The following is a 25,016-nucleotide window of genomic DNA, read 5'->3' as shown; positions in this document are numbered from 1 at the left end:
AAAAAGCGGAGATATAATAGTTAAAAGTAATATATCCAATGTCGCTATTGCGTGCAAACGCCATAGCCTTGCGACTGAAAAACATATATCTTAAAACGAAAAGAGGATAACAGGTGGCAATTTTTTTCATGTCTCTTTTAATGTTATGTCTGTCCATGAATTTAACAACCACCTCCCAAAAAAAACTCCCGATTATTGCATGAAGAATAATCGGGAGTTTTGTATAAGCTCAATTAAAGACAATCGTCATGATTTTAGGTCAAGTTTGATTTGCAACTCATCAAGTTGCTTGTCGTCAATGAACGATGGTGCGTCAAGCATGACATCTCGTCCGCTGTTGTTCTTGGGGAACGCTATGCAATCGCGAATACTGTCAAGACCTGCCAATATGCTCACAAAGCGATCCAAGCCAAAGGCCAATCCGGCATGGGGCGGCGCGCCATACTTGAATGCGTTCATTAAAAATCCAAACTGTGCCTCCGCTCTCTCTCGCGTGAAGCCAAGCACCTCGAACATTTTTTCTTGCAGCTGGGTGTCGTGGATACGGATACTTCCGCCTCCCACCTCGATGCCGTTGCACACGAAGTCGTAAGCCTTGGCGCGAACTTGCTCCGGGTGAGAGTCGAGTAGTGGCAGGTCGTCGGGGTTGGGCATCGTGAATGGGTGGTGCGTGGCCATCAGGCGTTGTTCCTCGTCGCTCCACTCAAATAGGGGGAAGTCCACGACCCACAGGCATTTGAAGACGTTCTTGTCGCGCAGCCCAAGACGGTCGCCCATCTCCAATCTTAAACTGCAAAGCTGGGTGCGTGTCTTGTTGGCGTTGTCGCCGGAGAGTATCAAGACGAGGTCTCCGTCCTTGGCGCCCATTTTCTCTTTGACATGAGCCAGCGTCTCGGGCGCGTAAAACTTGTCGATGGAACTCTTCACCGTGCCGTCGGCGTTGTATTTGATGTAAACCAACCCCATGGCGCCCACCTGCGGGCGTTTCACGAAGTCGGCAAGCTCGTCCAGTTGTTTGCGGCTGTAACTTGCGCATCCGGCAACTCGAATGCCGCCAATGTAGGCCGCCTTGTTGAATACGGAAAAATCGCCTTTGTCCGCGAAGGTGTCTTTCAGCTCCACGAACTCCATCCCAAAACGAAGGTCTGGCTTGTCAGAGCCATAGCGTTTCATGGCCTCGTGCCATGTCATCTGTTGCAGCTTGGGCAGCTCCACGCCTCTTATCTCCCTGAAAAGATGGCGCGCCATGTCTTCGAAAAGCTCTGTCACGTCATCCTGGTCAACAAAGCTCATCTCGCAGTCTATCTGTGTGAACTCGGGCTGTCGGTCCGCGCGAAGGTCCTCATCGCGAAAACACTTGGCTATTTGGAAGTACCTGTCAAAACCGGCCACCATGAGGAGCTGTTTCAATGTTTGCGGGCTTTGGGGCAAGGCGTAGAACTGACCGGGGTTCATGCGCGAGGGAACCACGAAGTCGCGTGCGCCCTCTGGCGTAGATCCAATGAGGATAGGGGTCTCCACCTCGATGAATTTCTTGGAGTCAAGAAAATTGCGGATGAGGATAGTCATGCGGTGGCGCAACTCCAAGTTTTTGCGCACGCTCTCCCTTCGCAGGTCAAGGTATCTGTATTTCATGCGCAGGTCGTCTCCGCCGTCGGTGTTTTCCTCGATGGTAAAAGGTGGGGTGAGCGAAGGGCTGAGCACGGTGAGCCGCTTGGCCACGATTTCTATGTCGCCAGTGTCCATCTTGGGGTTTTTGCTTTGTCGCTCGGCAACGATGCCTTTTATTTGCACGCAGCATTCGCGTCCCAATTTGTTGGCTTGGTCGCAGAGGCCTTTGTCGTCTGCCTCGTTAAAGACAAATTGGGTGATGCCATAGCGGTCGCGAAGGTCCACGAAGGTCATGCCGCCCATCTTACGAGAGCGCTGCACCCATCCGGCAAGCGTCACTTCCTTGCCGGCGTCAGTCAAACGCAGTTCTCCACAAGTGTTTGTTCTATACATACCTAATGAATATGGATTGATTTTATATAGCGCAAAATTACAATAATTTATTGAAAGATAGAAAAAAACGAATGGCAATCTTGGTCATGCCGCTTATTTTTCGCGTTTGTTCCTTTGAGTTCGGGCAACAGGTCGTCAAGGCTGTCCGGCGTGGTCCAAGGCGAGTCGATGGGCGTCCAAGCTACACGTGAATACATACCGTTCCCATCCGCAATGGCGCGTAATGTGGAGCGAGTGGGAAGAAAGCGCGTGCGTGGGTTATGTCAAATGGTCATTCTTTTTAATATTTCGGCCATTTTGTCCTTTGTCTCTATCTTTGTGGGCACTAATGGCAGGCGCAACACGTTGTCAATGAGCCCCATGTCGTTGAGCAACGCCTTGACGCCCGCTGGGTTGCCATCTACGAAAAGCAGGCTGTACAGCTCTGTGAACATGTGGTGTATCTTGCGTGCCGCCTCGTATTCACCTCTGAACTCAAGTCGTATCATGCGTGAAAACTGCTTGGGAAGCGCGTTGCCAATCACGGATATGACACCGGCGGCGCCACTGGCTATCATCGGGAACGTAAGCGCGTCATCACCGCTTATGACGTCAAAATTGTCAGGTTTGTCTTTGATTATTTCGTCCACCTGCTCCAATCTTCCCGAGGCTTCTTTTATTCCAACGATATTGGGACAATGTCTGGCAATCTTTACCGTTGTGGCCGACGTCATGTTAACCCCCGTCCTGCCTGGAACGTTATAAAGCACAATGGGCAATGGGCTTACGGCGGCTATGGCCTTGAAGTGTTGGAACAAGCCTTCTTGCGATGGTTTGTTGTAATATGGGCAAATGCTCAGCATGCCGTCAATGCCTGCCCAGTCCGTGTGCCTGATTTCGTCTATCACCGCGGCGGTGTTGTTGCCACCGCAATATTTCAGAATGGGAACGCGCCCGCGAACCAACTCCTTGATGAGTTTTGTGATCTCGTCTTTCTCCTCGCGCGTCAAGCACGGTGACTCAGCGGTCGTGGCAAGTATGCAAAGAAAGTCGGCGCCATTGTCAAGCTGGTACTCCACGAGTTTTTTCAAAGCGACATAGTCAACCTCTCCATTGGGCTTGAAAGGGGTTACAAGGGCTATTCCCAACCCCTTGAAAATATTTTGTGCCATGATACGATGCTTAGTTTTGTTAATGCGGTGTATATTGCAATCCAACTACAAAGATAACATTTTAGTTTCAATGCGCAAAATACTGCGGCGCAAAGTGCGAATTAATTTATCGGCTGCCTACGTAGAGTAACAGCATGCCCAGTAACACCAATGCCAAGTCGGCGGCTTTGGCCTTGAGGTTGCGCTCGCGAAATGCGATGGCGCCAAACAGGAAGCTCACGATAACGCTGCCGCGGCGCGCCATCGACACGACGGAAATCATGGCGTCGGGCAGGCTCAGCGCGTAAAAATACAAGAAGTCGGCCGCGCATAGAAACACGCTAATGCCCACTATGCTCCAATCCCAACGGAAAACGCTGTCCGATTGGCGTTTGGGCCACCAAAACACGATTAGCGCGATGAGCATCATGAGCATTTGGTAGAGGTTGTACCACGACTGGACGGCCATGTGGTCAATGCCCGCGCCGCCATCCTTGGGCGCCGCCATCAGAAATTTGTCGTACAGTCCGCTGGCGGCTCCCAATATGGCCGCCAGCACAACGAAGTATATCCAGCGGTTGCTCCTGAAGTTTATACCCTCCCGCTTGCCGGATCTGCTGAGTGCGAAAAAAGACATGACGGCCAATGACACGCCTGCCCACTGCCATCCGTTGAGTGTCTCGCCATACACCAAGAGGGCGCCCGTAAGCACCATTACGGGGCGCGTGGCGTTGATTGGGCCCACGATGGTGAGCGGCAGGTGCTTCAAGCCGATGTAGCCCATGGCCCAGCTTGACAGCACGATGGCACTTTTCAAAATGATGTACTTGTGCGTTTCCCACCCGACGCATGGCACATGGTATATGCTTCCGTCCAATTGATGGCTCGTCATCGAGATAATGATGAACGGCAAGAAAATAAGAGATGAGAACACGGTGTTGAGAAAGAGCACGGGTATCACGGCGTTGTCCGTGAGGGATTTTTTCTTGAACGAGTCGTAAAAGCCCAAAAGTGCCGCTGAGAGAAAAGCCAATATTAACCACATGCCTTGTTGTTTTTTAGGTGGCAAGGTCCCGGACGTTTTTTCCATCAAGCCGCGCGGTCGCGCGAATGTCTTGCGCCATGCGACTTGAGGTGGGGTGGTCCTTGCCGATTATCGATTGACAGGTTTGCCCGCGTCCATCCATTCCAGGATGCCGCCTCGGAGGTTTATGACCTTGTAGCCAGCCTTGGCGAGCTTGTTGGCGGCCATCATCGAGCGTTTGCCGCTGCGACAATAGACGTATGCCGGTTTTTTTTTGCTGAGTGATCGTTGCGCCTTGGCGAGAAAATCGTTTTGTAGCGCGTCGATGTTGGCGGCGTGGGCTATGTGCCCTTCGGCATATTCGTTCGCGGAGCGAACGTCGATCAACTGGACGCTGTTGGCATGAATGGCGTTCTCAAAGTGGTTGGCGTCTACCGAAGTGACGCTTTCTTGCCGGGCGCAAGAACTTGTCCCGAGCCCCAATGCGGTCAAGATTGACATCATCACGTGTTTCATGTTTTTGTTTTTTGCCGTGGGTTAGGCCACGGATGGGTTGTGCATAATCATTACTCTTTGCAAATATACGAATTGATCAGTAAGTATGAAACCATATAGTGGTAAATATTTTTAATATTATGACAAAACAACAGATGCCTACATCTTTATGTATGTAGGCATCTGTCTTGTCTATATGTTGTTCGCTAATTAGGTCAATCAAGCCATTTTACGTAGCAGAAATCTTGCCTGTGGGGCAAGTTCGCGTTCTTGGGGAACATGCGCACGCAGCTACGATAAGTTCCCGCGATGTCGGGTTCAACCTCAAGCTCGAAGGTATAGTTGTTCCCCTCGTGGCCCACTTGCTTAAATTCAAACACGCGATGTATTTGATGGTCCGAGGGGTCGGTCTCCGGCTTCATCGTGACGAGTTCCAATCCGATGGCGTCATCAAGCCCTTGTTCGTCTATCACGTATTCCAAATGGTACTTGACGCCCGTTTCCCCGCCATTGTCGAACAGCTCCGTTTTTTTGCTCACCACGTTTATGCTATCCCAACGGCTGGCCACGGTCTCTTTCCACAAGGCGAGGTCTTTGGCCAATTGGTTGTTGTTGGCCGACAGCTTCTTGAAGCGCGCGGCCTCCTTGTTGTAGAATTTGTCGAAGTAATCGTCCAGTTGGCGTTTCATGGTATAATGCGGAGCGATGGTGGCGATGGAGTTCTTGATAACTTTTATCCATTTCTCGCTGTAGCTCTTCCGGCCGCGATCATAGTAGAGAGGGATTATCTCGTTCTCTAACAGTGAGTAGATGGTGGCGGCGTCAAGTTGGTCTTGGTACGCTTGGTTTTGGTAGGTGCGCTCTTGTGGCAGCGCCCATCCCGCGCCTTCGCGATAGCCTTCCACCCACCATCCGTCAAGGACGGCAAGGTTTACGACACCGTTCATCTCTGCCTTTTCGCCCGACGTTCCGGATGCCTCGAGCGGACGGGTGGGCGTGTTCATCCAAATGTCTACGCCCGACACCAATCTCCGGGCCAACTGCATGTCGTAATCCTCAAGGAAAATAATCTTGCCAAGGAACTCGGGGCGTTGGCTTATCTCGTAGATTTTTTTAATCAGGCCTTGTCCGGCTCCATCCGCCGGGTGCGCCTTTCCTGAGAAAAGGAATATCACGGGGCGGTCCGGGTCGTTTACGATGCTGTTTAAGCGGTTTATATCCGTAAACAGCAGGTGGGCGCGTTTGTAAGTGGCGAAACGACGGCAGAAACCTATCATCAACGCGTTGGAGTTGATGTTGTTGAGCAACGAGACCACCCGGGCGGGGTCGCCTTGGTTCCTGAGCCACGACTGCGTGAACTTCTCGCGGATGTAATCCACCAATTTCTTCTTCAGGGCCATGCGGGTTTTCCATATCTCTTCGTCCGGGACGTTGTGGATGGCGTGCCAAATCTTCTCGTTGCTCTGGTCGCCCATAAAGCTCTTGTCAAAATATTTGTCGTACACCTTGCGCCATTCGGTAGCGGTCCATGTGGGGAGGTGTACGCCATTGGTGACATACCCCACGTGGTTTTCTTCCGGATAATAGCCAGACCAGATGGGGGCGAACATTTTTTGGCTTACCCATCCGTGCAGCTTGCTCACGCCGTTTACTTCTTGCGACGTGTTGCAAGCGAACGTGCTCATGCAGAAACGCTCGCCGTGGTCGTCCGGGTTTTGTCGTCCCATGCCGATAAACTCATCCCATGAGATGCCCAGTTTCGCGGGATAGCCACCCATGTATTTTCCAAACAGGTCCTCGCTGAAGTAGTCGTGGCCTGCCGGTACGGGCGTGTGCACCGTGTAAAGCGCCGACGCCCTGACCAGTTCTATAGCCTGGTTGAAGGTCAATCCCTCGTCGATATAATCACAAAGGCGTTGCAGGTTGCAGAGGGCGGCATGGCCTTCGTTGCAATGGTACACGTCTTTTTTTATGCCAAGTTTTTTCAAGGTGAGAATTCCGCCAATGCCAAGGAGGATTTCTTGTTTCAGGCGGTTTTCCCAATCGCCGCCATACAAGGAGTGGGTGATAGGCTTGTCAAATTCGGAATTCATCTCGTTGTCGGTATCCAGCAGGTATAATTTGATGCGGCCCACGTTGGCGCGCCATACCAGGGCGTGCACTTGGTAGTTGAGATAGGGCACGTCTACCACCACTTGTTCTCCGTTCGCGTCAAGCACTCGCTCTATGGGCAGCGAGTTGAAGTTTTGCGCGTCGTATTTGGCGATTTGTTGACCATCCATGGATAGCGTCTGGGTAAAGTAGCCATAACGGTACAAGAAGCCCACGGCGCAGAGGTCCACGTTTGAGTCCGAGGCCTCTTTCAAATAGTCGCCGGCGAGCACTCCGAGCCCACCGGAATATATTTTCAACACTTGGTTAAGGCCATATTCCATGGAAAAATAGGCCACGGAAGGGCGTTTCTTGTCTGGCTCGACATCCATGTAGGCGCGAAAGCTGGCGTAAACTTTTTTTACGTTTCGCATCAGCGCCGCGTCGTGCACTATCGCCTCTTTGCGGTCGTAGCTAAGACGCTCAAGGAGCATGACAGGATTATGCCGCACTTCTTCGAACAATTTCTCGTCCAAACTCTTGAACAAGCTGCGAGCTTCATGGTTCCAAGCCCACCAAAGGTTGTGGGCTATCTCGTTCAGGCCGTTTAGTTCCTCGGGCAGGCGAGACTTGATCGAAATTTCTTTCCACTTGGGAGTGTCACTGTAATTAGATTTGATTTTCATAATTATCAATACTGTTTTATAGTTGTTTTTGTATTTTCCTGTCTTCCGCCTTTCTTAAAGCCATGTCGTAGGCTCGTTTGTAATATGCGATGAAATGGCTCCACAACGCCTTCTTGGATAGTCTCCCGGCTTTCTCGCGAATGGCTTTAACCTTTGCCGGGGCCATGTTGGCGTAATCCACGACCGCGCCTTTGATAGCCTCGACCACCTCATTGTAGTTGTAATCGGTGCGTCGCACCACTTTCACGCCATCTTCTATCTCGCCATAATGACCCATGACAGAGTTTACCCAAAGGCCAAATCCCGCCAGGTCGGTGGTTATCGTGGGCACCTTGAAAGCTATGGACTCTAACGGCGTGTACCCCCATGGCTCGTAATAAGACGGGTAGACGGACAGGTCGCCACCTATTATTATGTCATAATAGGGCATGTCGAATATGCCATCGTGGCCGGTTAGGTAGCAAGGCACGAAGATTATCTTGACATTGTCGTCCGCGTCGTTTCTTATGCCAAGGGCGTTCATCATGCCCATGACGCGGTCTTCGTCGGCGTTGCGCAAACAATGGGTCGCGACGGGATTGGGCAGTGGCTCCGTAAAAATACTGCCCATTTGCAAACGTTGTTGCAAATCTTGCCTTGGGGCGGCCACCCAAGCGGGCACTTCTATGAAGGCCACGACATTCTTGCTTAGCCTTGGCTCGCGCCGTAGCCTGCCCATCGCCTCTATGAAAACGTCGATGCCCTTGTTGCGGTATTCGTACCGCCCGCTCGTGGAGACAATCAATGTGTCGTCGCCGAGGCTCGCGCCCAACAACGCGTTGGCCACCTCGAGCATGCGTTCGCGGGCTTGGCGCCGCTTGGCCGAAAAGGCCGCGCCCTTGGCCACGAAATTAGCCTCGAAACCATTGGGCAGCACCACGTCCGCCGGCTTGTCCAACAACGCCGCGCACTCGCGGGCGGTGATGTCGCTCACGGTGGTGAAACAATCCACGTGAAGGGCCGTTTGCTTCTCGATGGAGTGCTTGCTCCGCATGTTGAGCTCGCCTGCCATTTGGTCGCCGTTGTAGGCGTCGAGATACTGGTAGAGGGGCTTGTTGTTGCCGGCTATGCTCCTGCCTATGCTCGTGGCGTGCGTGGTGAAAATCGTGGCCACCTCTGGCAGGTGTTTTTTGATGTACAACAATCCCAGCCCCGTCATCCACTCATTGCCGTGATAGACCACCTTGAGCGAGCGATTGAGATAAAAGCGATAGAAGCTCTCCACCACTCGCCCCGCGGCGTAAGAGAACATGGACGCCTCGTCATAGTCGCCGTAAGCGTGGAGGCTGTCCACTTGGAAGTCTTCCCAGAGCTTGGCGTATATGTCGTTCTTGTCGTTGTAGAACACGTTGAAATCCACGAGGATGGCAATGGGCCGCCCGGGAATGTCCCAGCGGCCGGCCCTGACGCGCAATCCGTCAGCGTCCGCTTGTCCTTTCCAATCCGAAAAAAGGTTCGGGTCCTCCGTGAAATAGGGACACGATTTCTCTTTCCAACAATCCGGACCTATAAAAATGATGCGGTCTTTTATGTTATCTTGCAGTGTTTTGGCGCGCGTGGACAGCACCGCATATATACCTCCGACCTTGTTGCATACCTCCCAACTCGACTCGAAGATATAATCTGGAAACAGCATTTCTGTTGTTGTCATTAATCGATACTTTTCATGCAAAGATAAGATAAATAATGTATAAGACAAATTTTCAACGCTATAATTTATTAAAAACAAACCACTTCTTGATTTAAAACATTATCTTTGCAAAAACAAATGGTCATTATGGTTAAAAAACTCATCTTCGCGCTCGCGTGCGTCCTGTCCGCCGCGTCGGCGTTCGCGCGTACGGCGACAAGCGATTTGGACTCGACGACGTTCAAGGGCAGGTTCTACAACAAAGAGTTTGACGTTTATATCGTGCTCGACGCTTACCACAACAACGTGACGGTGCCGGACCAAGAGGTGTACGGTGAGATGCCGGGCTATCTTGGCGATTGCCAAGACGGGCGCAAATGGCTGTTCACCGCCTCTGCCATCAAGGACGCCAAGACCATCGAGCTCAGCGTTGTCAACGATTATGGGAGCGAGGATCTCGCGGCCACCTTTTCCCTCAAGAAAGATGGCACTTACGTCTTGAGGCAGGAGAAAGGGAGCGACCTGAAAATCGCGAGGAACCGGAAGTGGCTCAAGCTGCCAAAAGAGATGGTTTTCGTGAGGAATGACGACAGGGCGGCCCCTCGGTAAAGCTCGCGCGCCACACGCGCCATCGCCATCGAGAGCATGGCGCAAGAACATTTAACGGGCGACAAACAGCCGCGAGAAAAAGAAGGGCAACGCTATCCAATGTGTTGTTTGTTATTGGATGCGTTGTCGCCGCGGCGATGGTCATGGCCGTTTTGGGGCTCTACACCAACGAATGAGGCGCGGCGTGAAATGGATGATGAAATAATCTGACAAAAGGCCTCTGCGTTTTTGAATGTTTGGGCACAAGGGGGGTGTCGCTCGCAAATAAGCGAGAAATGAGCGTTTTTCGCAAATGATTGAAAATCATCATGTCGCGACGACAAATCATGTTTTCCCTCGGGAAAGTTTTCTTGCCGTGCTGCCATTGTTGCCTGATGGCACCGTGATTAACCCTTGTTTTTCATGAAAATACTGCTTAAACGGATGGCGTTTAATACGTAATCGCCCTGCCTTGAGATACGAATCGAAATGGATGCAACAAAATCACACTCCATTGTTCCATCGTTTGGGCGACAAACTTAGCCATTTTTCCCACGGAATGACAATTTCGAGGATGCCATTTTTTATGATTGTTTTTTGACAAAACTGCCCGCGTTAGTTTTGCCGTCAGCCATCGCCGGCGCAAAGCGCAAGGCGCGCCTTGCCAATCATTTGGCAAGATTATGACAGGGAAAACATAAAATTGCAGGCCTCGAAGACCCGGGCGCGCGGCGACAATGTAAAGCATGGCCTTGGGTTAATATTTCTAAAATAATAAAGGTTGGCTTGATCGCTGTGCGAGAAATTATTTATCTTTGTTATCAAAAGGATGGAAATGAAGAGATACCCTATCCGCTTTTGTGTCGTAATCATGTTGGTGGGAGCGTTGAACGCTTCCGCGCAGAAAACTCGTCCGGCGCCAGCGAGACATCAGCCGGGCGCGCCCCGGACGGACACGCGTGGCCTTGAAATCTTTAAAAGCATGTTGCCGGCCACGGCCAAGGTCATGTTTATTGACAGCGTGGTGGTGAGCAAGGACGCTTTTTTATCCAAGATACCCCTTGGTAAAGATATTGGGCAAATCACGGTTAAGAAAGATGGCGACGCGAAACAGGCCCTCGTCCAGTTTCAGAACGATTTTGGAGGCCGCCGCGTTTACGCGGATGGCGACAGCGCCGGCACCTCGCTTTACAGTCAGTTACTGTTGGGTGACGGCTGGAGCGAGCCGTCAAAAATCGCGGGCGTCGACGGTGGCGCGTTCACATTTCCCAACTATCCTTTTTTGTGCGCTGATGGAACAACCATGTTTTTCTCCGCGCGCGGCCCAAACAGCATAGGCAAACGCGACATTTTCGTAACCACGTATGACAGTGACAGGGGGCGTTGGAATGAGCCTCAAAACTATGGGTTGCCATACAATTCCACCGCGAACGACTATATGTTGGTCATTGACGACGTAAATTCGTTGGGCTGGTTGGTCACTGATAGATTTCAAGCGGACGACAAGGTTTGCATTTACACCTTCGTTCCCACCTACCCACGGCTTGATTTTTCCGCGGACAACCTTACAAACAACCAGCTTGAGCAATTTGCCAAAATTACCGACATTAGCCGCACGTGGTCTTTCGGGGATCGTGGCGAGGCCTTGAAGCGGAGGGACAGAATGCTTGAAAAAAATCAGTCTCTTTCAAAATCCGAGACCGAGGTGCCGTTTGTCCTTGACAACAAAAGAATTATTACCTCGCCAACCGAATTAAAATCGATGGCGGCGCGGAAATCGTTCATGCAATGGCGAGAACTTAAATCCATGATAAAAAAAACGCGATCAGACTTGGATTTAGCGCGCTCGGCATATTCAAGGGCGAACGACGCCGACGTACAAGCACTGGCCCGAAAGATCGGCCAACTTGAAAAAGACTTGCTGCAGCAATGTCGCGACATCCATCTCATGGCCAAAAAGATTAGACAAGAAGAGCTCCAACCATAAGGACGGGGCATTGTAAAATACAGTTTGAAAAACCAAATTTGATAGATATGAACAATTATTTTGCCGAATCCGAATTGATTATTAATAGTGACGGATCTATCTTCCATCTGCATTTGCGTCCGGAGCAAATGGCGGACAAGATTATCCTTGTGGGTGATCCCGGGCGAGTGGACAGGGTGGCCTCGCATTTTGACACCAAAGAATGCGAGGTGAGCAATCGCGAGTTCCGGTCAGTTACAGGAACATACAAAGGCAAGCGCGTCACCGCGCAGAGCACGGGGATAGGGTGCGACAACATTGACATCGTGCTCAACGAAATGGACGCGTTGGCCAATATCGATTTCAAGACCCGGACCGCCAAGCCCAAACTTAAGTCGCTCACGTTCGTCAGGGTGGGCACATGTGGCGGATTGCAGCCCAATACGCCAACAGGCACTTATGTGGCGTCGGTTAAAAGTATCGGGTTTGACGGCTTGATCAACTTCTATGCCAACCGTGACAAACACTGCGACGTCGCTTTGGAAAAGGCGTTCAAGGAACACGTGGGGTGGAAAGACGCAATGGGGAACCCTTATGTGGCGCCGGCGGACAAGACGCTTCTGGACCAAATCGCGGCAAACGACATGGTTCGCGGATACACGGTGGCGTGCGGAGGATTTTTCGGGCCACAGGGCAGACAGTTGCGTGTGCCATTGGCAGATCCAGATTTGAACAAAAAAATAGAGTCTTTTGAATACGATGGATTGCGCGTCACCAATTTTGAGATGGAATCAAGCGCGGTCGCTGGTCTGGCTAATCTGATGGGGCACAAGGCCTTGACATGTTGCATGGTGATTGCAAATCGATTGGAAAAACAGGTTAACAGTAATTACAAAAACTCCATTGACGATCTTATCGTAAAAGTGCTCGACCGCATTTAACGACAAACGACACGGGCCCTTCTCATCAATGAACATTTTAGACAATGACACTATCGTAGCCTTGGCAACACCCTCGGGTGGTGCCATTGGCGTTATAAGGCTTAGTGGGCCATCGGCCATCGCCATTGCCAACAATCTTTTTTGCGCCATAAGAAAAGATAGCGCTCTCTTGGAGGCAAAAGGTAATACGCTGCAATATGGTGTGTTGCGCTCAAAGGATGGAGAAGAGCTCGACGATGTCGTGGTGAGCGTGTACCGAGCCCCACACAGCTACACGGGCGAGGACTGTGTGGAGATAAGCTGTCATGGCTCGGCCTACATACTCCAACAGGCGTTGCAAAGTCTTGTCGCCTCGGGCGCGCGCCAAGCGAATCCGGGAGAATACACGTTACGGGCTTATCTTAATGGCAAGATGGACTTGTCGCAAGCCGAGGCCGTCGCGGATATTATCGCGGCAACTAACAAGGCTACGCACAAACTCGCCCTAAGCCAACTAAAAGGTCATTTTAGCGGCGAATTGGAAAAACTGCGCGCGCAATTGCTGAAATTGACCAGCTTGATAGAACTTGAGTTGGATTTCAGCGACCACGAGGAACTTGAATTTGCTGATCGCGGCGACTTGAAAAAACTTGCCGCGGCCATACATAGCCGTCTCTCCACCTTGGCGCGCTCTTTTGAAACGGGCGCCGCGATAAAAAAAGGCATTCCCGTTGCCATTATTGGCAAGACCAATGTTGGCAAGAGCACCCTGCTCAACAAACTTTTACACGAAGACAAAGCCATTGTTAGTGACGTGCATGGCACCACCCGCGATGTTATAGAGGATACGATAGACATACATGGCGTGACTTTCAGGTTTATCGATACGGCAGGATTGCGAAAGACACAAGACAGGGTTGAGCGTATGGGCATAGAGCGCACATATCATAAAATGAGCGAAGCCGCCATCATCCTATGGGTTGTCGACGCAGACCCGACCGCTTCGGAGTTGGAACAACTGATGGGACACGCCAAGGATAAAAAAGTCATTGTCGTGCACAACAAGATAGACTTGTCTTCTCGCAAGGATAATCTTGAGGGCCTTATAGAGACAGATTGTTCCACCTGGCCGTCCAATGTGACACATGTTCGCGTCAGCGCCAAGCGCGCGATAGGGCTCGACACCTTGGAACAAAAGGTCTATGAAGTGGCGGGTATTCCTGAAATAGACGAAAACTCGGTGATAGTAACCAATACACGTCATTATGAAGCCCTCACGAAAGCGAAAGCGAGCGTTGAGCGTCTCATCGGGAGCATGGACATGAACCTGAGTGGAGACCTGCTTGCCGAGGACTTGCGCCAATGCCTTGATGAGTTGGCGGGAATCACGGGTGGGTCCATAACTTCCACGGAGGTGATACATAACATATTCAATCACTTTTGCATCGGAAAATAGTTTGATCGCAGGCTGTTCGCGACAGAATGCCGCCAACCGCGCGCGGGGGCGTCGGCAAACGAAACCATAATGGCGAGTGGGAACGCGCTGCCTCCGGTGAGGAGTTTGCGAGTGGACGCGCCGTGGTTGCGGCGACAGGCATGGACGCGCGCGAACGCGAGCGCAAGGTGGCGCGGGCGGGCTGTAAACGCGAAAGCAGGAGATAAATGACCGCTGTTGGCATTTGTCTCCTGCTCGATAGTTGGATTTCTTACTTTGTCTCTATCTCTTCTTTCATGTCAATGAATTCTCCTCTTGAGTCGTAGAACTCATATTGCAAAAACGCAAGTTTCTCTGAAGAGATGACGCGCACTCCAATCCCGTATTTTAATTGCCACTTACGCTTGAGGCTGAGTATGCCTTGATTTATGTAAGCCGCTACATACGGATGAACGTGCAAGTAGAATTTCTTGACGCCAATCTTGTTGACTAATTGGTCAATTTTTCCTTCAAGCTGGTCAGTGAACAAGATGCTCGCCCTGATTTTACCGGTGCCGTTGCAAGTGGGGCATGTCTCCTCAACATTGACATCCATGGCAGGACGCACGCGTTGACGAGTTATTTGCATAAGGCCGAATTTGCTCAGAGGCAGAATGTTGTGGCGAGCCCTGTCTTTTTGCATGGCTTTGCACATGCGTTCGTAGAGCATTTGTCGATCCTCCGCCAAATTCATGTCGATAAAGTCCACTACAATGATTCCTCCCATGTCACGTAGCCTGAGCTGCCTTGCCAATTCATCGGCGGCGCCAAGATTGGTATCCAGCGCCGTGCCTTCTTGTCCCTTTTCGTTTTTTGAACGGTTACCACTGTTCACATCCACAACGTGCATTGCTTCGGTGTGTTCGATGATTAGGTATGCTCCGTGAGCGTAATTCACCGTCTTGCCAAAGCTTGATTTGATCTGCTTTGTAATGTTGAAATTATCAAAGATAGGTGTTTTCCCATTATACATCTTGACGATGGCTGCCTTTTCGGGGGCTATCATGGAAACGTAATCCTTTACTTCTTTGAAAATTTCCTTGTCGTTAACAAAAATGCTTTCGTAGCTTGGGTTGAAGAGATCTCTAAGCAAGGCAATGGCCCTGCCCTCTTCCTCATATACGAGTTGTGGTCGGTTTTGTGTCTTTTGAACTTTAACAATGGCATCTGTCCAATGTTTTGTTAAAATCTTAAGTTCCGAATCAAGCTCCGCTACTCGTTTGCCTTGTGCTACGGTACGTACAATTACACTGCAACCTTTTGGTTTGATACTGTGGATGAGTTGTTTAAGCCGTGCTCTTTCTTCGCTTTTTTTTATCTTTGAAGATACGGAAACCTTGTCGCCAAAGGGTATAAGAACAAGAAAACGGCCGGCAAAACTTAGTTCGCCGGTAAGCCGGGGTCCCTTGGTGGATATCGGTTCTTTGACGATTTGTACTAAAACTTCTTGTCCTACCTGCAAGGTTTGTTGCACGCTGCCGTCTTTTTTAAGGTCGGGTAGGTGAGAGGCCTTGCTAAAAGATAAGAGTTTTTTTCTGTCGCTCTGTACCTGCTTTAGATATTTAGCGTAAGAGTTGAATTGACTTCCTAAGTCAAGATAATGCAAGAAAGCGTCGCGTTCGTAACCAACATCGACAAAGCATGCGTTCAAACCCGGCATGAGTTTTTTTACTTTCGCAATGTAGATGTTTCCTACCGAGAAATTTATCGAACGAGGCTCGTTCTGATATTCCACCAGTCGCTTGTCTTCCAAGAGAGCTATGGAAATCTCTTTAGGTTTTGCGTCGATAATTACTTCACTTGTCATTTCTTGGACATTAAACTATAAAAAGTAAGGGGGCTTGCCACCGAGGCTTCCCCCTTCTCATAGCAAATCAATGATTATTTGCTCTTATGACGATTTTTACGCAATCTTTTTTTGCGCTTGTGGTTGGCCATCTTGCGGCCCTTCTTTTTTTTACCGTTTGGCATAACTGTAAATTTTAATGTTATTTTGATAATATTATTTAGGGTATTCCTTATTCACCTTTCATTTCATCAACAAATGCTTTCGCGGGCTTGAAGCTGGGTAAATTGTGCGCCGGAATGGTGATGGTGGTGTTTTTGCCGATGTCCCGCGCTGTCTTGGTGGCGCGACGCTTAATGATGAAACTGCCAAAACCGCGCAAATACACATTCTCTTTTTTGTCAAGCATGCACCTTTTGACAGTCTCCATAAAACTTTCGATTACAACAGCAACCTCTTTTTTTTGCAATCCAGTTTGCTCCGTGATTTCACTGATAATATCTGCTTTTGTCATTTCTGATATGTTTTTATTTTGATGTTGTTGACATTCCTTTGTAATTGAATTGCAAAGATACAAGATTTTCTTTTTATTTGGAAATTTATTTTGTTTTTTTTCTATTTATAAGGTTTGTTTTTGTGTTTTAGAAGTTGCTTGTTTTCAATTTGTTACTGAATTGCGGCAGTGGGTGGATGGAGTTGGCTTGTAAAGTAACGAAAATAAAAAAGAGTTGCGCTATAATTGGCAACCCTGCTTTTTGTGACTCCGGCGGGATTCAAACCCACAACCTTCTGATCCGTAGTCAGATGCTCTATTCAGTTGAGCTACGGAGCCAATGTATGCATGTAAACTTATATAAGAAGTGACTCCAGCGGGATTCAAACCCACAACCTTCTGATCCGTAGTCAGATGCTCTATTCAGTTGAGCTACGGAGCCTTTCTTAATAAGCGGTTGCAAAGGTACGATAAAAAAATAACACATCCAAATGTTTGGTATGCTTTTTATCGTATTATTGTTTATTTCTTATTTTTTTCGCTACTTGACAGGGCTTTGCCTTTATATGATTTGTTCAAGCCGGCAATTACTTCGTTCGTAATGTCATAAGCCTTGTCCGCATATAACAGGTTGTCTCCTTGCTTGGCGAAAATCATGCCATATTTCTTATCTTTGTTGTATGCGGCAAGATAGTGTTGCAATGAGTCGTGCAATGCTTTGTTATATTTTTCCGTCTCGGCTTGAAATTCGCTGCCAAGCCGTTGGTTTAGCGCTTGCAAGTCGTTGTTTTGTTTTTGCAGTCCTATTTGAACCCTTTCGGCTTGCTCTTGCGTATAAGCGTTTTGTTGTATTTTTTGCTGGAAGTTTGCGGCGGCGGCTTGCAGTTGTTGTTGTTTTGAGGCCAAGGTCTTTTGGATATTGTTGCCTTTTTGCTCGAGTATTTTGCTATATTCCTTGCAGAATTTGTATTGTGACATTATGGAGTCTACCTCCACATACGCCAGCCTGTTGCTTGGCGCCACTTTGCCAGTCGCGACGGAAGTCGATTTGTCGTCCATTTTGGATTGGCTCTTGTCACAAGACGATACTATGATTGTTGACACTGTGACCATGGACAGGACGGCGAAAAGATTTTTTGTTTTCATATTTTGTCTTTTTTATGTTCGATTACCATATATATAGGTATGATACTTAAAATGCTTGATCTTTTTGGATAGCCTCCTTGTCTTGCGCCAACACACAATGTATGCCGCGTTTCCTCATTGCGGCGTTGTCGTGTATGTGTTGGGAATCAAACTTGCCATCTTTCCTGACGATTATCTTGATGGATAGCAAAGCGACGGAAATAGCAATTATTAACATGCCCAAGAGTATGGATACTATCATTTTTATTATCTTTGCACTATATTAAGTGTATTAATGGTTGCAAAGTTAGTGCAAAAAGACCATATCGCAAAAGAAAAATAGATAAACCTTATAAAAATAAGATTATGGCAGAATTAAATCCCGCTCGCGTGTTCGAGCAGTTCGCTAAGATTAACCAAATCCCTCGTCCCTCAAAACATGAAGAGCAAATTATTTCCTATCTGCAACAATTTGCCAAAGAGCGCAATTTGAGTTGTGAGGTGGATAAGACTGGCAATGTGATTATCAGGAAACCTGCCAGCAAAGGTCTTGAGAATTTGGCCGTTACGGTGTTGCAAAGCCATATGGACATGGTTTGTGACAAGCTGGTTGATGTAGACTTCGACTTTCACAAGGATGCCATTCAAACTTATGTCGAGGGAGAATGGCTGCGTGCCAAGGGCACCACTCTTGGGGCCGACGACGGCATTGGTTGTGCCATCGAACTGGCCATCCTCGACTCTAATGACATTGAGCATGGACCATTGGAATGTCTTTTCACGCGTGACGAGGAGACCGGTCTCACGGGCGCGTTTGGCCTCGAAGCTGGCTTTATGTCTGGAGAGTATCTTATCAACCTGGACTCTGAGGACGAAGGTCAAATATTTGTGTCGTGCGCTGGCGGCATCAACACCACCGCTACGTTCAATTTTGAGCGTGAGATGGCACCCGAAGGCCATTTCTTTTTAGAGGCTTCTGTCAAGGGATTGATAGGCGGCCATTCCGGTGACGATATTGAGAAGAAGCGCGCCAACGCCATCAAGATACTCGCTCGGTTCCTTTATATGCAGCAAGAGAAGATGGATTTGCGCCTTGCGCAGTGGAATTCTGGTAAGATGCACAATGCCATAACACGTGATGGCAAGGTCGTTTTTGCCGTTCCGTTTGATAAGAAAGACGACGTGAAGGTGGATTGGAACGTTTTCACCAAGGAGGTGGAAGACGAGTATCACGTAACAGACACCAACATGGTTTGGTCTTTGGAGAGCGCCGACGCTCAAGCCGTGATGCCAAAAAGTGTCAGCAAAAATCTTATATTGGCTTTGCAAGCACTCGACAATGGCGTCTTCGCCATGTGTCAAGACAAGGCTCTCGAGTGGATGGTAGAGACCTCAAGCAACGTGGCGAGCGTTCAGAGCGAACGGTCCAAGGTGGTCGTAGTGTCGAGCCAACGTTCAAACGTGATGAGCAATTTGCGCAATATGGCCAATACCGTCAAGGCCACGTTCCAGCTCGCCGGAGCGGAGGTTGTGCAAAATGACGGTTATCCGGCATGGAAAATGAATCCTGACTCCAAACTTGTCAAGATTACGGTGGACGCTTACAAAAAGCTCTTTGGCAAGGAACCCACGGTAAAAGGCATCCACGCCGGTCTTGAGTGTGGCCTTTTCTCCGAGAAATATCCCGACCTCGACATGGTGAGTTTCGGTCCGACCTTGCGTTTTGTCCATACTCCCGACGAGCGTTTGCGCATCCCAACCGTGCGGATGGTATGGGATCATCTGCTTGAAATATTGAAAAATATCCCTCAGGCCAAAGCGTGATCGAGTTGAAACATAAGAAACATATCATTGGCATGGTCTTGCTCGCCGCCCTGTCCGTGGGTTGTGGGCAAGACAGGCAAGCTCGCTCCTTGGTCGAGGAGTTCGTGAAGTCTGATATGTCAATCGAGGATTTTGATGTTTTGCGATGGTCTGGCATACAGTCCGCGCGTTTTGTCTCAGACTCCATTGTACGGGTTATGCGCCAGAGGGCCGTGGAATGCAAGCAGGTAAAACCGTCCACGAAATACCATCAAAGAACGGACGACTTAAAATTTATCCATGTCATGTATGTCACTCACAAAGACACTGTTAAGCAAACATTTTATTTGGATGATGCCATGACGGGCATCGTAAGTTTTAAAACCGACTAAAAAAACACCCCAATCCACAGTATCACTACTCGGATTGGGGACTTTTTAACCTTTTAAAAACTAACCTTAACCTATTGAAATTAATCTATATTGCAAATATAAATATTTTATTCGTTTATCTTGTCAATAATTCAGTAAACTTTGATGGATTTTTGTTATATTTTAAATTTATGTGCCATAAAAGTTCTTTTTTCATTTTTGACACACTCACTGGCGCGAATGTCCATCATTGTTGTTTCCGCCGCCAAACCAAGCTATGGCTTAAAATTGCCTCAGGGCGCCCAAGAGCTCAGAATTTTCACTCTTTGTTCCAACGGTGACGCGCAAACAGTTTTCGCATAGCTCCACGTCGCTTTCGTTTTTCACGGCAATCCCTTTTTCCGTCAAATATTTGTATATGGATTGCGCGTCGGTCATTTTGGCCAAGAAAAAATTGGAGTCTGACGGATAGACGCGCTCGCATATAGGCAAATATTCGAACGCTTTCATCAATTGGCCGCGTTCTTGGAGTAGCATTCTCACCCATTTCTCAACATCTTGCCTGTGCTCAAGGGCGTCGAGCGCGTGGCGTTGCGTCAACGTGTTTATGTTATAAGGGAGTTTAACCTTGTTGAGCAATTTGACAATTTGCTCATTGGCAAAGGCCATGCCCAAACGTATGTCGGCGCGTCCCCAAGCTTTGCTCATGGTGTTGAGCGCTATAATGTTGGGATGTTTCCCGATCTCACTGCGAAAGAGTTTCGCTGGCGAGAAGTCGCTATAAGCCTCGTCTATCACGACGATACCGTCAAAGCCCATTATTATTTTCTCGATTTCCGTTTGTTGCAGGCTGTTCCCGGTAGGATCGTTTGGGCTGCAAAGCCAGATCACTTTCGTGTTGGCGTCGCGCGCGGCGAGCGTTTTTTGTGCGTCGAGCCGAAATCCCTCGCTTAGCGGCACGGCTCTGTATTCCACGTCGTTGACATCCGCGCGCGCTTTGTACGTGCCGTATGTGGGCGCGATGGCCACCACGTTGTCACGTCGAGGCTCGCAAAACACACGATACACCATGTCTATCACTTCGTCAGATCCATTCCCCAAGAAGATATTTTCTGGAGCCACGCCTTTTACTTGAGATAGCGTGGCCTTGAGTTTTGTCTGCCATGGGTCTGGGTATCGGTTGTGAGGCTTGTTGTAAGGAATTTCGTTTGCGTCCAAAAATATGCGTGCGTCATCTTTGCCAGGGTTGTCCAATGATGTTTCGTCAGGTGATATCTGCCAGATGTTTTTACGCGCCAATTCTTGCAATGCTTTCATATCTCTCGTTTTTGGGGGTTGCCAATGTATCGTCGCTGCCCTTGGTACGTGTGTTCCTTTAAACGCGTTGGCACGGTGCTCTGCCCTTTGCCCGTTTGGCTTCGCTTGGTGTGGCGTGTGGGAGTTGGGGCGGAATGACATTGTATTAATTATCTTAAAATACTATGCAAATGTACTGTTTTTTAAGCTATTATGCAATAAATGTCGTACTTTTGTGACCAAATAAATTTGTATGCGACATTTAATGCCAACGTTTTTTCTGTTGCTATCCTTTGCGTTAGCGTCTTGTGATAGTCAGCAACGGCCTGAAGTTACGCCTTGGGGAGCCAAAATCGGCGTCGACTCCATACCGCAAGGAGACTCGTTCGGGTTTGATGACATTGTCAGCAATGGCGAGATGATCGTGCTCACGATGTCCGGGCCTGATACCTACTTTGATTACCATGGTCGCGGAATGGGCCTGCAATATATGCTGTGCGAGAAGTTCGCCCAGGCCATCGGGGTCTCCTTGCGTGTCGAGCTGTGCAAAGACACCGCCGAGGTAATATCCCGTCTCAAGGCTGGCGACGGCGATGTCGCGGCCATCCAGTTGCCGCAATCCGTCAAGGGGCTGAGTTTTGCCGGTGTGCGTGTCGACACTTTGAAAACCGCTTGGGCTGTCCAAAAGGGCAATGAGGGATTGGCGGACGCTCTAAACCAATGGTTCAAACCGCAAATGATAGCCGAGGTCGCCCGGCGAGAGCGTTTCCTTCTGTCCACCAAGGCTATCAAACGCCGAGTCTATTCGCCCATGCTCGATCGCGCGGGCGGTGTAATATCGCGTTTTGATCATTATTTCAAGCGTTACGCTTCTTTGGCCCGGTGGGATTGGCGGCTCATGGCCGCCCAGTGCTATCAGGAGTCCACTTTCGACCCTGACGCCCGCTCATGGGCTGGCGCATGCGGGCTCATGCAGATTATGCCGGGCACGGCCGCCCACTTGGGCTTGGGGCAAAGTCGCCTCATGGACCCCGAGGACAATATCGCCGCCGCCGCCAGATACATCAGGGAGCTAAACGGCCTGTTCCGCGACGTGCCCGCGTCCGAGAGGGTATCATACGTCTTGGCCAGCTACAACGGTGGGCACTATCATGTGCGCGACGCCATGAACTTGGCCCGAAAGTATGGCAAGAACCCCAACCGATGGGCCGATGTGCAAGAGTTTGTCCTTAAACTCAGCTCGCCCACTTTCTATAAGGACAATGTTGTCAAGTATGGCTACTTGCGTGGCTCGGAAACCGTGGATTATGTTTCCAAGATTCATGCGCGCTGGGCTCAATATCGAGGCGTGGCCAGGGGCGGAGGGTTCTCTTTCCCCCAAACCACGCCTGAGAGATCCAAGCGTGGCAACAGATGGCGTGTTTGACGCGCGCTCGCTATGTCAAGGCTCAACTTGCGCCTCGTCGCCGCCCTTTGCTGGTAAAGGCAGGGCAATGCCGCGCTTTTCCTATGCCGCGGAGGCAGCCGACCATCAAAAAAAAGTGGGGATACAAATGTCATTGTATCCCCACGCGTTATTTTTCCGGACGCAAATGGTTACGGTCAATAAAGCTTCGGTGTCCAAGTCCAATTTGTCACATTGCCGTCGGCCTTTCGGCTGATGAGCGTCGTCTGGTCCTTGTCGTGCTGCTTCTGTCGCGGTGCTTCACCTCCGAACTCGTCCACGCCTCTGTTGACGAACAGGCGGACGGGGAGGAAGTATTTAAGACCATCGTTGTGTCCACGTTCGAAGCCGTCACCGCCGATACGGCGGAAACACATTGTCCTATTGGTACTTTCGTCATCTTTCGTAACTGAAATTGACTTCCACCTTGCTCTTGACCAATAGCTGACGTACCACGTCCATCCTGACCCCGTGTATGGGTAGCCTACTAGTGGCAGCACGCGGTAGCAGTCGGTCTCGAACAACGGATTGTCGGGAGAGCTTTTCCCCCACCATGCGTCATCCATGATATCCTTGAGGCCCACATTGGCGCTGCCTATCCAGCGGCTCTGCACCACGAGGCGCATGCCGTGGCTGTCGTTGGCATCGCCCTCGCCACCCATGTTGATCAGTCGCCAGCGGTAGGCACAGCGGTATCTCTGTCCCAGAGTGTATCCTTGAAACTTTGCATCCTTGTTCGTGCCGTCAAAACGGATGGCATACATCTCTCCTTTTTTCCTATCCTGCATGAAGTAGGAGTAGAGAGCAGGGTATTCGCCCCAGTGCAATTCCTCCTGTAAAGATAGCTTATTCTTGTTGTGCGTCTCTCCCGCAGCAATGTTAGCGCGCGTGTCGTCTTTACCGGGATTATACATCTCAAACCATGGTCTGGCTCCCGACTTAATGTAGTCCCAGCCCAGCAAGTCACTTACAAGATAACGGTCGTATATTGAATTATAGATGTTCGGAATGGCGCATCCCCATTCTTCCGAGTTGGGAACATGATAGTTTTCTGGCAACATGCGTCGACCCCATGTAACGAATTTTGTCTTGAAAATGCCTTGCTTGAGAGTCCAGTTATCAATTTCTCCATAGCCTTTATCATTACCATTCGGCTTGTTAGAGTCGTGCCATCCCTTCTGGTTGGTCATGCTGTTGGTGACGGCGAGTCGCTCCAGCGGATTGGGCCATGCATATTTTGGCTGTTTATTTTCATCCATTGCGCTGAATCGGGGACGGCACACGCCCAGTTCTATGGAGAAGGCTTTGCCACGGAACTTCTTGTTGGTGAAGTCTCTCAGCTTGTACTCATTCGAGTTGGTTTCCGGCTTCACCGCCTTGGCGTAGAGCCACTCGTCGGCGTAGGGATATTTTGAGTTTTTGGGCTGCTTGCGCCCGAGCATGAAGCTGCCTCGCTCGGCTGTAATCTGCGTGGTTCCGTTGTAGTTGGGCAGTGGGACAGGCATGCCCCAAACGTAAAACTCATCATAGTCTTTGTTCGCTTTAGGTCCGCGCATCTTTGCGGCGTCGTAGGTGTATCGGTACTCGTAGAAGAAGCCACCGTTTTCGCTGGGCTTCGTGTCCGTGACGTTGTTAAACTGCAAGCGTCTTTCATCATCGTATTGCCAATAGAAGTTACGGTCTATATTCGCCTCCCATGGACGTATCTCGCAGTCAAGTCCTTTCTTGTGTTCCATGTTAAGAACATCCTCTGAGGCGAACAGGCTCATCGGCATCATCATGAACCCTCCGTTGGCTGTAAGCTGTGAACTGGCGAAGGTGTATTTGTGCGCCTCGGGCTTGACCAGCTTCGTGTCGCGCTTCACCTTGAAACGAAGAAGTGTACCCATCGCATTGAACGCCCATTTCCGCAGGTTTATCACGTTTGCTTTCTCTACCTTCAGTTTTGTCCATCCCGTGCTGAAAGCTGCCGTCACGCGAAGTCGACCCTTCTCGTCGCGGGTGTTGTGTTCACTGGAGGGGTTCATCTTGACATAGAAATTGTAGAATTGAGTATAGAGCTTCTTTTTTGCTGGGTCTGCCGCCTGATCAGCCGCTTTCTTGATGTCCATATCATATTCTCCCCCGATGATGCCACAGATGTACCACTCCTCGTTGGGTCTGATTACCGCGCTGTTATCAAGCCATGTGAGTGTGAGCACGCTTTCCTTGGAATAGAGATGCACGCCTCCGCCCGTAAGCTCACGCACGTTGTTCCATTTGATTTCGCCCGCACCCATGACGACCTTTTTGGGGTCCATGGCTTCCTCGCCGTTAATCATCTTCTTGGAATTCTTGTCCACCTTTACCACAAAGACCCTCGCGTTGAGGCTGTGGTCTTTGTTGTCCATCGGCATGTAGCGCTCGTTGAGCGAAACCGCTCGCGTGGCAGGCGCGTCCGGGTCTAAGGCGCGAGTTACGTTGGGTAGCTGCATGCCCGCGTCGGCAGAGAATGTTACGGTGGTGGTGGCGAGCTTGAAATCGGCCGGATTGACGCTCTCGCCGCCATTTTTGTTCACTAAGTTTTCGTCTGCGCATGAGGCAAGACCGGCGCATGCCAAGACGAGCGGCGCAAGTAGCGCGAGTGTCTTTTGTTTGGTTTTTTTCATTAG

Annotated in this window: 19 protein-coding genes and 2 tRNA genes; 7 read left to right on the top strand and 14 right to left on the bottom strand. The window is 49.8% G+C overall.

What is annotated here, in order from left to right:
• Positions 1-246: 246 nt before the first annotated feature.
• The 6 genes from aspS to HMPREF1640_RS02765 all read right to left on the bottom strand — a co-directional run bounded on the left by aspS (position 247) and on the right by HMPREF1640_RS02765 (position 9,120).
• Positions 247-2,004, bottom strand: coding sequence for an aspartate--tRNA ligase (aspS, locus tag HMPREF1640_RS02790; RefSeq protein ID WP_036892161.1), 1,758 nt, complete (start codon positions 2,002-2,004; stop codon positions 247-249).
• Between the two features lie 263 nt (positions 2,005-2,267).
• Positions 2,268-3,155, bottom strand: a complete 888-nt coding sequence (gene dapA, locus HMPREF1640_RS02785; protein ID WP_036892214.1) for a 4-hydroxy-tetrahydrodipicolinate synthase — start codon at positions 3,153-3,155, stop codon at positions 2,268-2,270.
• Positions 3,156-3,261: 106 nt separating this feature from the next.
• On the bottom strand, positions 3,262-4,179 hold the full coding sequence (locus HMPREF1640_RS02780) for a DMT family transporter (RefSeq protein ID WP_036892212.1): 918 nt from the start codon (positions 4,177-4,179) through the stop codon (positions 3,262-3,264).
• A 108-nt stretch (positions 4,180-4,287) separates the two neighbouring features.
• Complete coding sequence (locus HMPREF1640_RS02775; RefSeq protein WP_036892160.1) at positions 4,288-4,674, bottom strand: rhodanese-like domain-containing protein; 387 nt, start codon at positions 4,672-4,674, stop codon at positions 4,288-4,290.
• Positions 4,675-4,868: 194 nt separating this feature from the next.
• The gene (gene glgP, locus HMPREF1640_RS02770; protein ID WP_036892158.1) at positions 4,869-7,430 is read right to left on the bottom strand and encodes an alpha-glucan family phosphorylase; all 2,562 of its coding nucleotides are present in this window, start codon (positions 7,428-7,430) and stop codon (positions 4,869-4,871) included.
• Positions 7,431-7,446: 16 nt separating this feature from the next.
• Entirely contained in the window at positions 7,447-9,120 is a 1,674-nt protein-coding gene (locus HMPREF1640_RS02765) for a glycogen/starch synthase (RefSeq protein ID WP_036892156.1), read from the bottom strand.
• A 126-nt stretch (positions 9,121-9,246) separates the two neighbouring features.
• Between HMPREF1640_RS02765 and HMPREF1640_RS02760 the strand changes: the two genes are divergently transcribed.
• The 4 genes from HMPREF1640_RS02760 (at position 9,247) to mnmE (ending at position 14,029) form a co-directional block, all read left to right on the top strand.
• Complete coding sequence (locus HMPREF1640_RS02760) at positions 9,247-9,708, top strand: hypothetical protein (protein WP_036892210.1); 462 nt, start codon at positions 9,247-9,249, stop codon at positions 9,706-9,708.
• 814 nt (positions 9,709-10,522) lie between these two features.
• Complete coding sequence (locus HMPREF1640_RS02750; RefSeq protein WP_156098690.1) at positions 10,523-11,674, top strand: hypothetical protein; 1,152 nt, start codon at positions 10,523-10,525, stop codon at positions 11,672-11,674.
• 47 nt (positions 11,675-11,721) lie between these two features.
• Positions 11,722-12,594, top strand: a complete 873-nt coding sequence (locus tag HMPREF1640_RS02745; protein WP_036892152.1) for a nucleoside phosphorylase — start codon at positions 11,722-11,724, stop codon at positions 12,592-12,594.
• Between the two features lie 28 nt (positions 12,595-12,622).
• The gene (gene mnmE / locus HMPREF1640_RS02740) at positions 12,623-14,029 is read left to right on the top strand and encodes a tRNA uridine-5-carboxymethylaminomethyl(34) synthesis GTPase MnmE (protein ID WP_036892150.1); all 1,407 of its coding nucleotides are present in this window, start codon (positions 12,623-12,625) and stop codon (positions 14,027-14,029) included.
• A 250-nt stretch (positions 14,030-14,279) separates the two neighbouring features.
• Here mnmE and HMPREF1640_RS02730 read toward each other — a convergent pair whose 3' ends face one another.
• From HMPREF1640_RS02730 to HMPREF1640_RS02705, 6 genes are all read right to left on the bottom strand, one after another.
• On the bottom strand, positions 14,280-15,854 hold the full coding sequence (locus tag HMPREF1640_RS02730; protein ID WP_036892146.1) for an Rne/Rng family ribonuclease: 1,575 nt from the start codon (positions 15,852-15,854) through the stop codon (positions 14,280-14,282).
• A gap of 211 nt (positions 15,855-16,065) precedes the next feature.
• Positions 16,066-16,347: an HU family DNA-binding protein gene (locus HMPREF1640_RS02725; protein ID WP_036892145.1), complete on the bottom strand. Its 282-nt coding sequence runs from the start codon at positions 16,345-16,347 to the stop codon at positions 16,066-16,068.
• Positions 16,348-16,591: 244 nt separating this feature from the next.
• Positions 16,592-16,665 (bottom strand) — tRNA-Arg (locus HMPREF1640_RS02720).
• A gap of 29 nt (positions 16,666-16,694) precedes the next feature.
• Positions 16,695-16,768: transfer RNA gene (locus HMPREF1640_RS02715), tRNA-Arg, on the bottom strand.
• Positions 16,769-16,848: 80 nt separating this feature from the next.
• Entirely contained in the window at positions 16,849-17,472 is a 624-nt protein-coding gene (locus HMPREF1640_RS02710) for an OmpH family outer membrane protein (RefSeq protein ID WP_036892143.1), read from the bottom strand.
• Between the two features lie 46 nt (positions 17,473-17,518).
• Positions 17,519-17,713: a hypothetical protein gene (locus tag HMPREF1640_RS02705; RefSeq protein ID WP_036892141.1), complete on the bottom strand. Its 195-nt coding sequence runs from the start codon at positions 17,711-17,713 to the stop codon at positions 17,519-17,521.
• Between the two features lie 104 nt (positions 17,714-17,817).
• Between HMPREF1640_RS02705 and HMPREF1640_RS02700 the strand changes: the two genes are divergently transcribed.
• A complete protein-coding gene (locus tag HMPREF1640_RS02700) occupies positions 17,818-19,275 on the top strand; it encodes an aminoacyl-histidine dipeptidase (RefSeq protein ID WP_036892139.1) in 1,458 nt (485 codons plus the stop codon).
• Positions 19,276-19,280: 5 nt separating this feature from the next.
• On the top strand, positions 19,281-19,646 hold the full coding sequence (locus HMPREF1640_RS02695; RefSeq protein ID WP_231565823.1) for a hypothetical protein: 366 nt from the start codon (positions 19,281-19,283) through the stop codon (positions 19,644-19,646).
• 261 nt (positions 19,647-19,907) lie between these two features.
• Here HMPREF1640_RS02695 and hisC read toward each other — a convergent pair whose 3' ends face one another.
• Complete coding sequence (gene hisC, locus HMPREF1640_RS02690; protein WP_036892138.1) at positions 19,908-20,942, bottom strand: histidinol-phosphate transaminase; 1,035 nt, start codon at positions 20,940-20,942, stop codon at positions 19,908-19,910.
• Between the two features lie 244 nt (positions 20,943-21,186).
• Here hisC and HMPREF1640_RS02685 point away from each other — a divergent pair, with 244 nt between their 5' ends.
• Positions 21,187-22,347: a transglycosylase SLT domain-containing protein gene (locus tag HMPREF1640_RS02685; protein WP_036892137.1), complete on the top strand. Its 1,161-nt coding sequence runs from the start codon at positions 21,187-21,189 to the stop codon at positions 22,345-22,347.
• Positions 22,348-22,523: 176 nt separating this feature from the next.
• Here HMPREF1640_RS02685 and HMPREF1640_RS02680 read toward each other — a convergent pair whose 3' ends face one another.
• Entirely contained in the window at positions 22,524-25,013 is a 2,490-nt protein-coding gene (locus HMPREF1640_RS02680) for a hypothetical protein (RefSeq protein WP_052051670.1), read from the bottom strand.
• Between the last annotated feature and the right edge of the window lie 3 nt (positions 25,014-25,016).

Source organism: Prevotella sp. S7-1-8 (genome assembly GCF_000758925.1).
Taxonomy (GTDB): domain Bacteria; phylum Bacteroidota; class Bacteroidia; order Bacteroidales; family Bacteroidaceae; genus Prevotella.
Note: the sequence above shows the minus strand (reverse complement) of the source record. Positions and strands in the feature narration are given on the sequence as shown.

Excerpts from the sequence above, each read along its gene's own strand:
- aspS (WP_036892161.1), bottom strand. The coding sequence starts at position 2,004 with ATGTATAGAACAAACACTTGTGGAGAACTGCGTTTGACTGACGCCGGC.
- dapA (WP_036892214.1), bottom strand. The coding sequence starts at position 3,155 with ATGGCACAAAATATTTTCAAGGGGTTGGGAATAGCCCTTGTAACCCCT.
- HMPREF1640_RS02780 (WP_036892212.1), bottom strand. The coding sequence starts at position 4,179 with ATGTGGTTAATATTGGCTTTTCTCTCAGCGGCACTTTTGGGCTTTTAC.
- HMPREF1640_RS02775 (WP_036892160.1), bottom strand. The coding sequence starts at position 4,674 with ATGAAACACGTGATGATGTCAATCTTGACCGCATTGGGGCTCGGGACA.
- glgP (WP_036892158.1), bottom strand. The coding sequence starts at position 7,430 with ATGAAAATCAAATCTAATTACAGTGACACTCCCAAGTGGAAAGAAATT.
- HMPREF1640_RS02765 (WP_036892156.1), bottom strand. The coding sequence starts at position 9,120 with ATGACAACAACAGAAATGCTGTTTCCAGATTATATCTTCGAGTCGAGT.
- HMPREF1640_RS02760 (WP_036892210.1), top strand. The coding sequence starts at position 9,247 with ATGGTTAAAAAACTCATCTTCGCGCTCGCGTGCGTCCTGTCCGCCGCG.
- HMPREF1640_RS02750 (WP_156098690.1), top strand. The coding sequence starts at position 10,523 with ATGAAGAGATACCCTATCCGCTTTTGTGTCGTAATCATGTTGGTGGGA.
- HMPREF1640_RS02745 (WP_036892152.1), top strand. The coding sequence starts at position 11,722 with ATGAACAATTATTTTGCCGAATCCGAATTGATTATTAATAGTGACGGA.
- mnmE (WP_036892150.1), top strand. The coding sequence starts at position 12,623 with ATGAACATTTTAGACAATGACACTATCGTAGCCTTGGCAACACCCTCG.
- HMPREF1640_RS02730 (WP_036892146.1), bottom strand. The coding sequence starts at position 15,854 with ATGACAAGTGAAGTAATTATCGACGCAAAACCTAAAGAGATTTCCATA.
- HMPREF1640_RS02725 (WP_036892145.1), bottom strand. The coding sequence starts at position 16,347 with ATGACAAAAGCAGATATTATCAGTGAAATCACGGAGCAAACTGGATTG.
- HMPREF1640_RS02710 (WP_036892143.1), bottom strand. The coding sequence starts at position 17,472 with ATGAAAACAAAAAATCTTTTCGCCGTCCTGTCCATGGTCACAGTGTCA.
- HMPREF1640_RS02705 (WP_036892141.1), bottom strand. The coding sequence starts at position 17,713 with ATGATAGTATCCATACTCTTGGGCATGTTAATAATTGCTATTTCCGTC.
- HMPREF1640_RS02700 (WP_036892139.1), top strand. The coding sequence starts at position 17,818 with ATGGCAGAATTAAATCCCGCTCGCGTGTTCGAGCAGTTCGCTAAGATT.
- hisC (WP_036892138.1), bottom strand. The coding sequence starts at position 20,942 with ATGAAAGCATTGCAAGAATTGGCGCGTAAAAACATCTGGCAGATATCA.
- HMPREF1640_RS02685 (WP_036892137.1), top strand. The coding sequence starts at position 21,187 with ATGCCAACGTTTTTTCTGTTGCTATCCTTTGCGTTAGCGTCTTGTGAT.
- HMPREF1640_RS02680 (WP_052051670.1), bottom strand. The coding sequence starts at position 25,013 with ATGAAAAAAACCAAACAAAAGACACTCGCGCTACTTGCGCCGCTCGTC.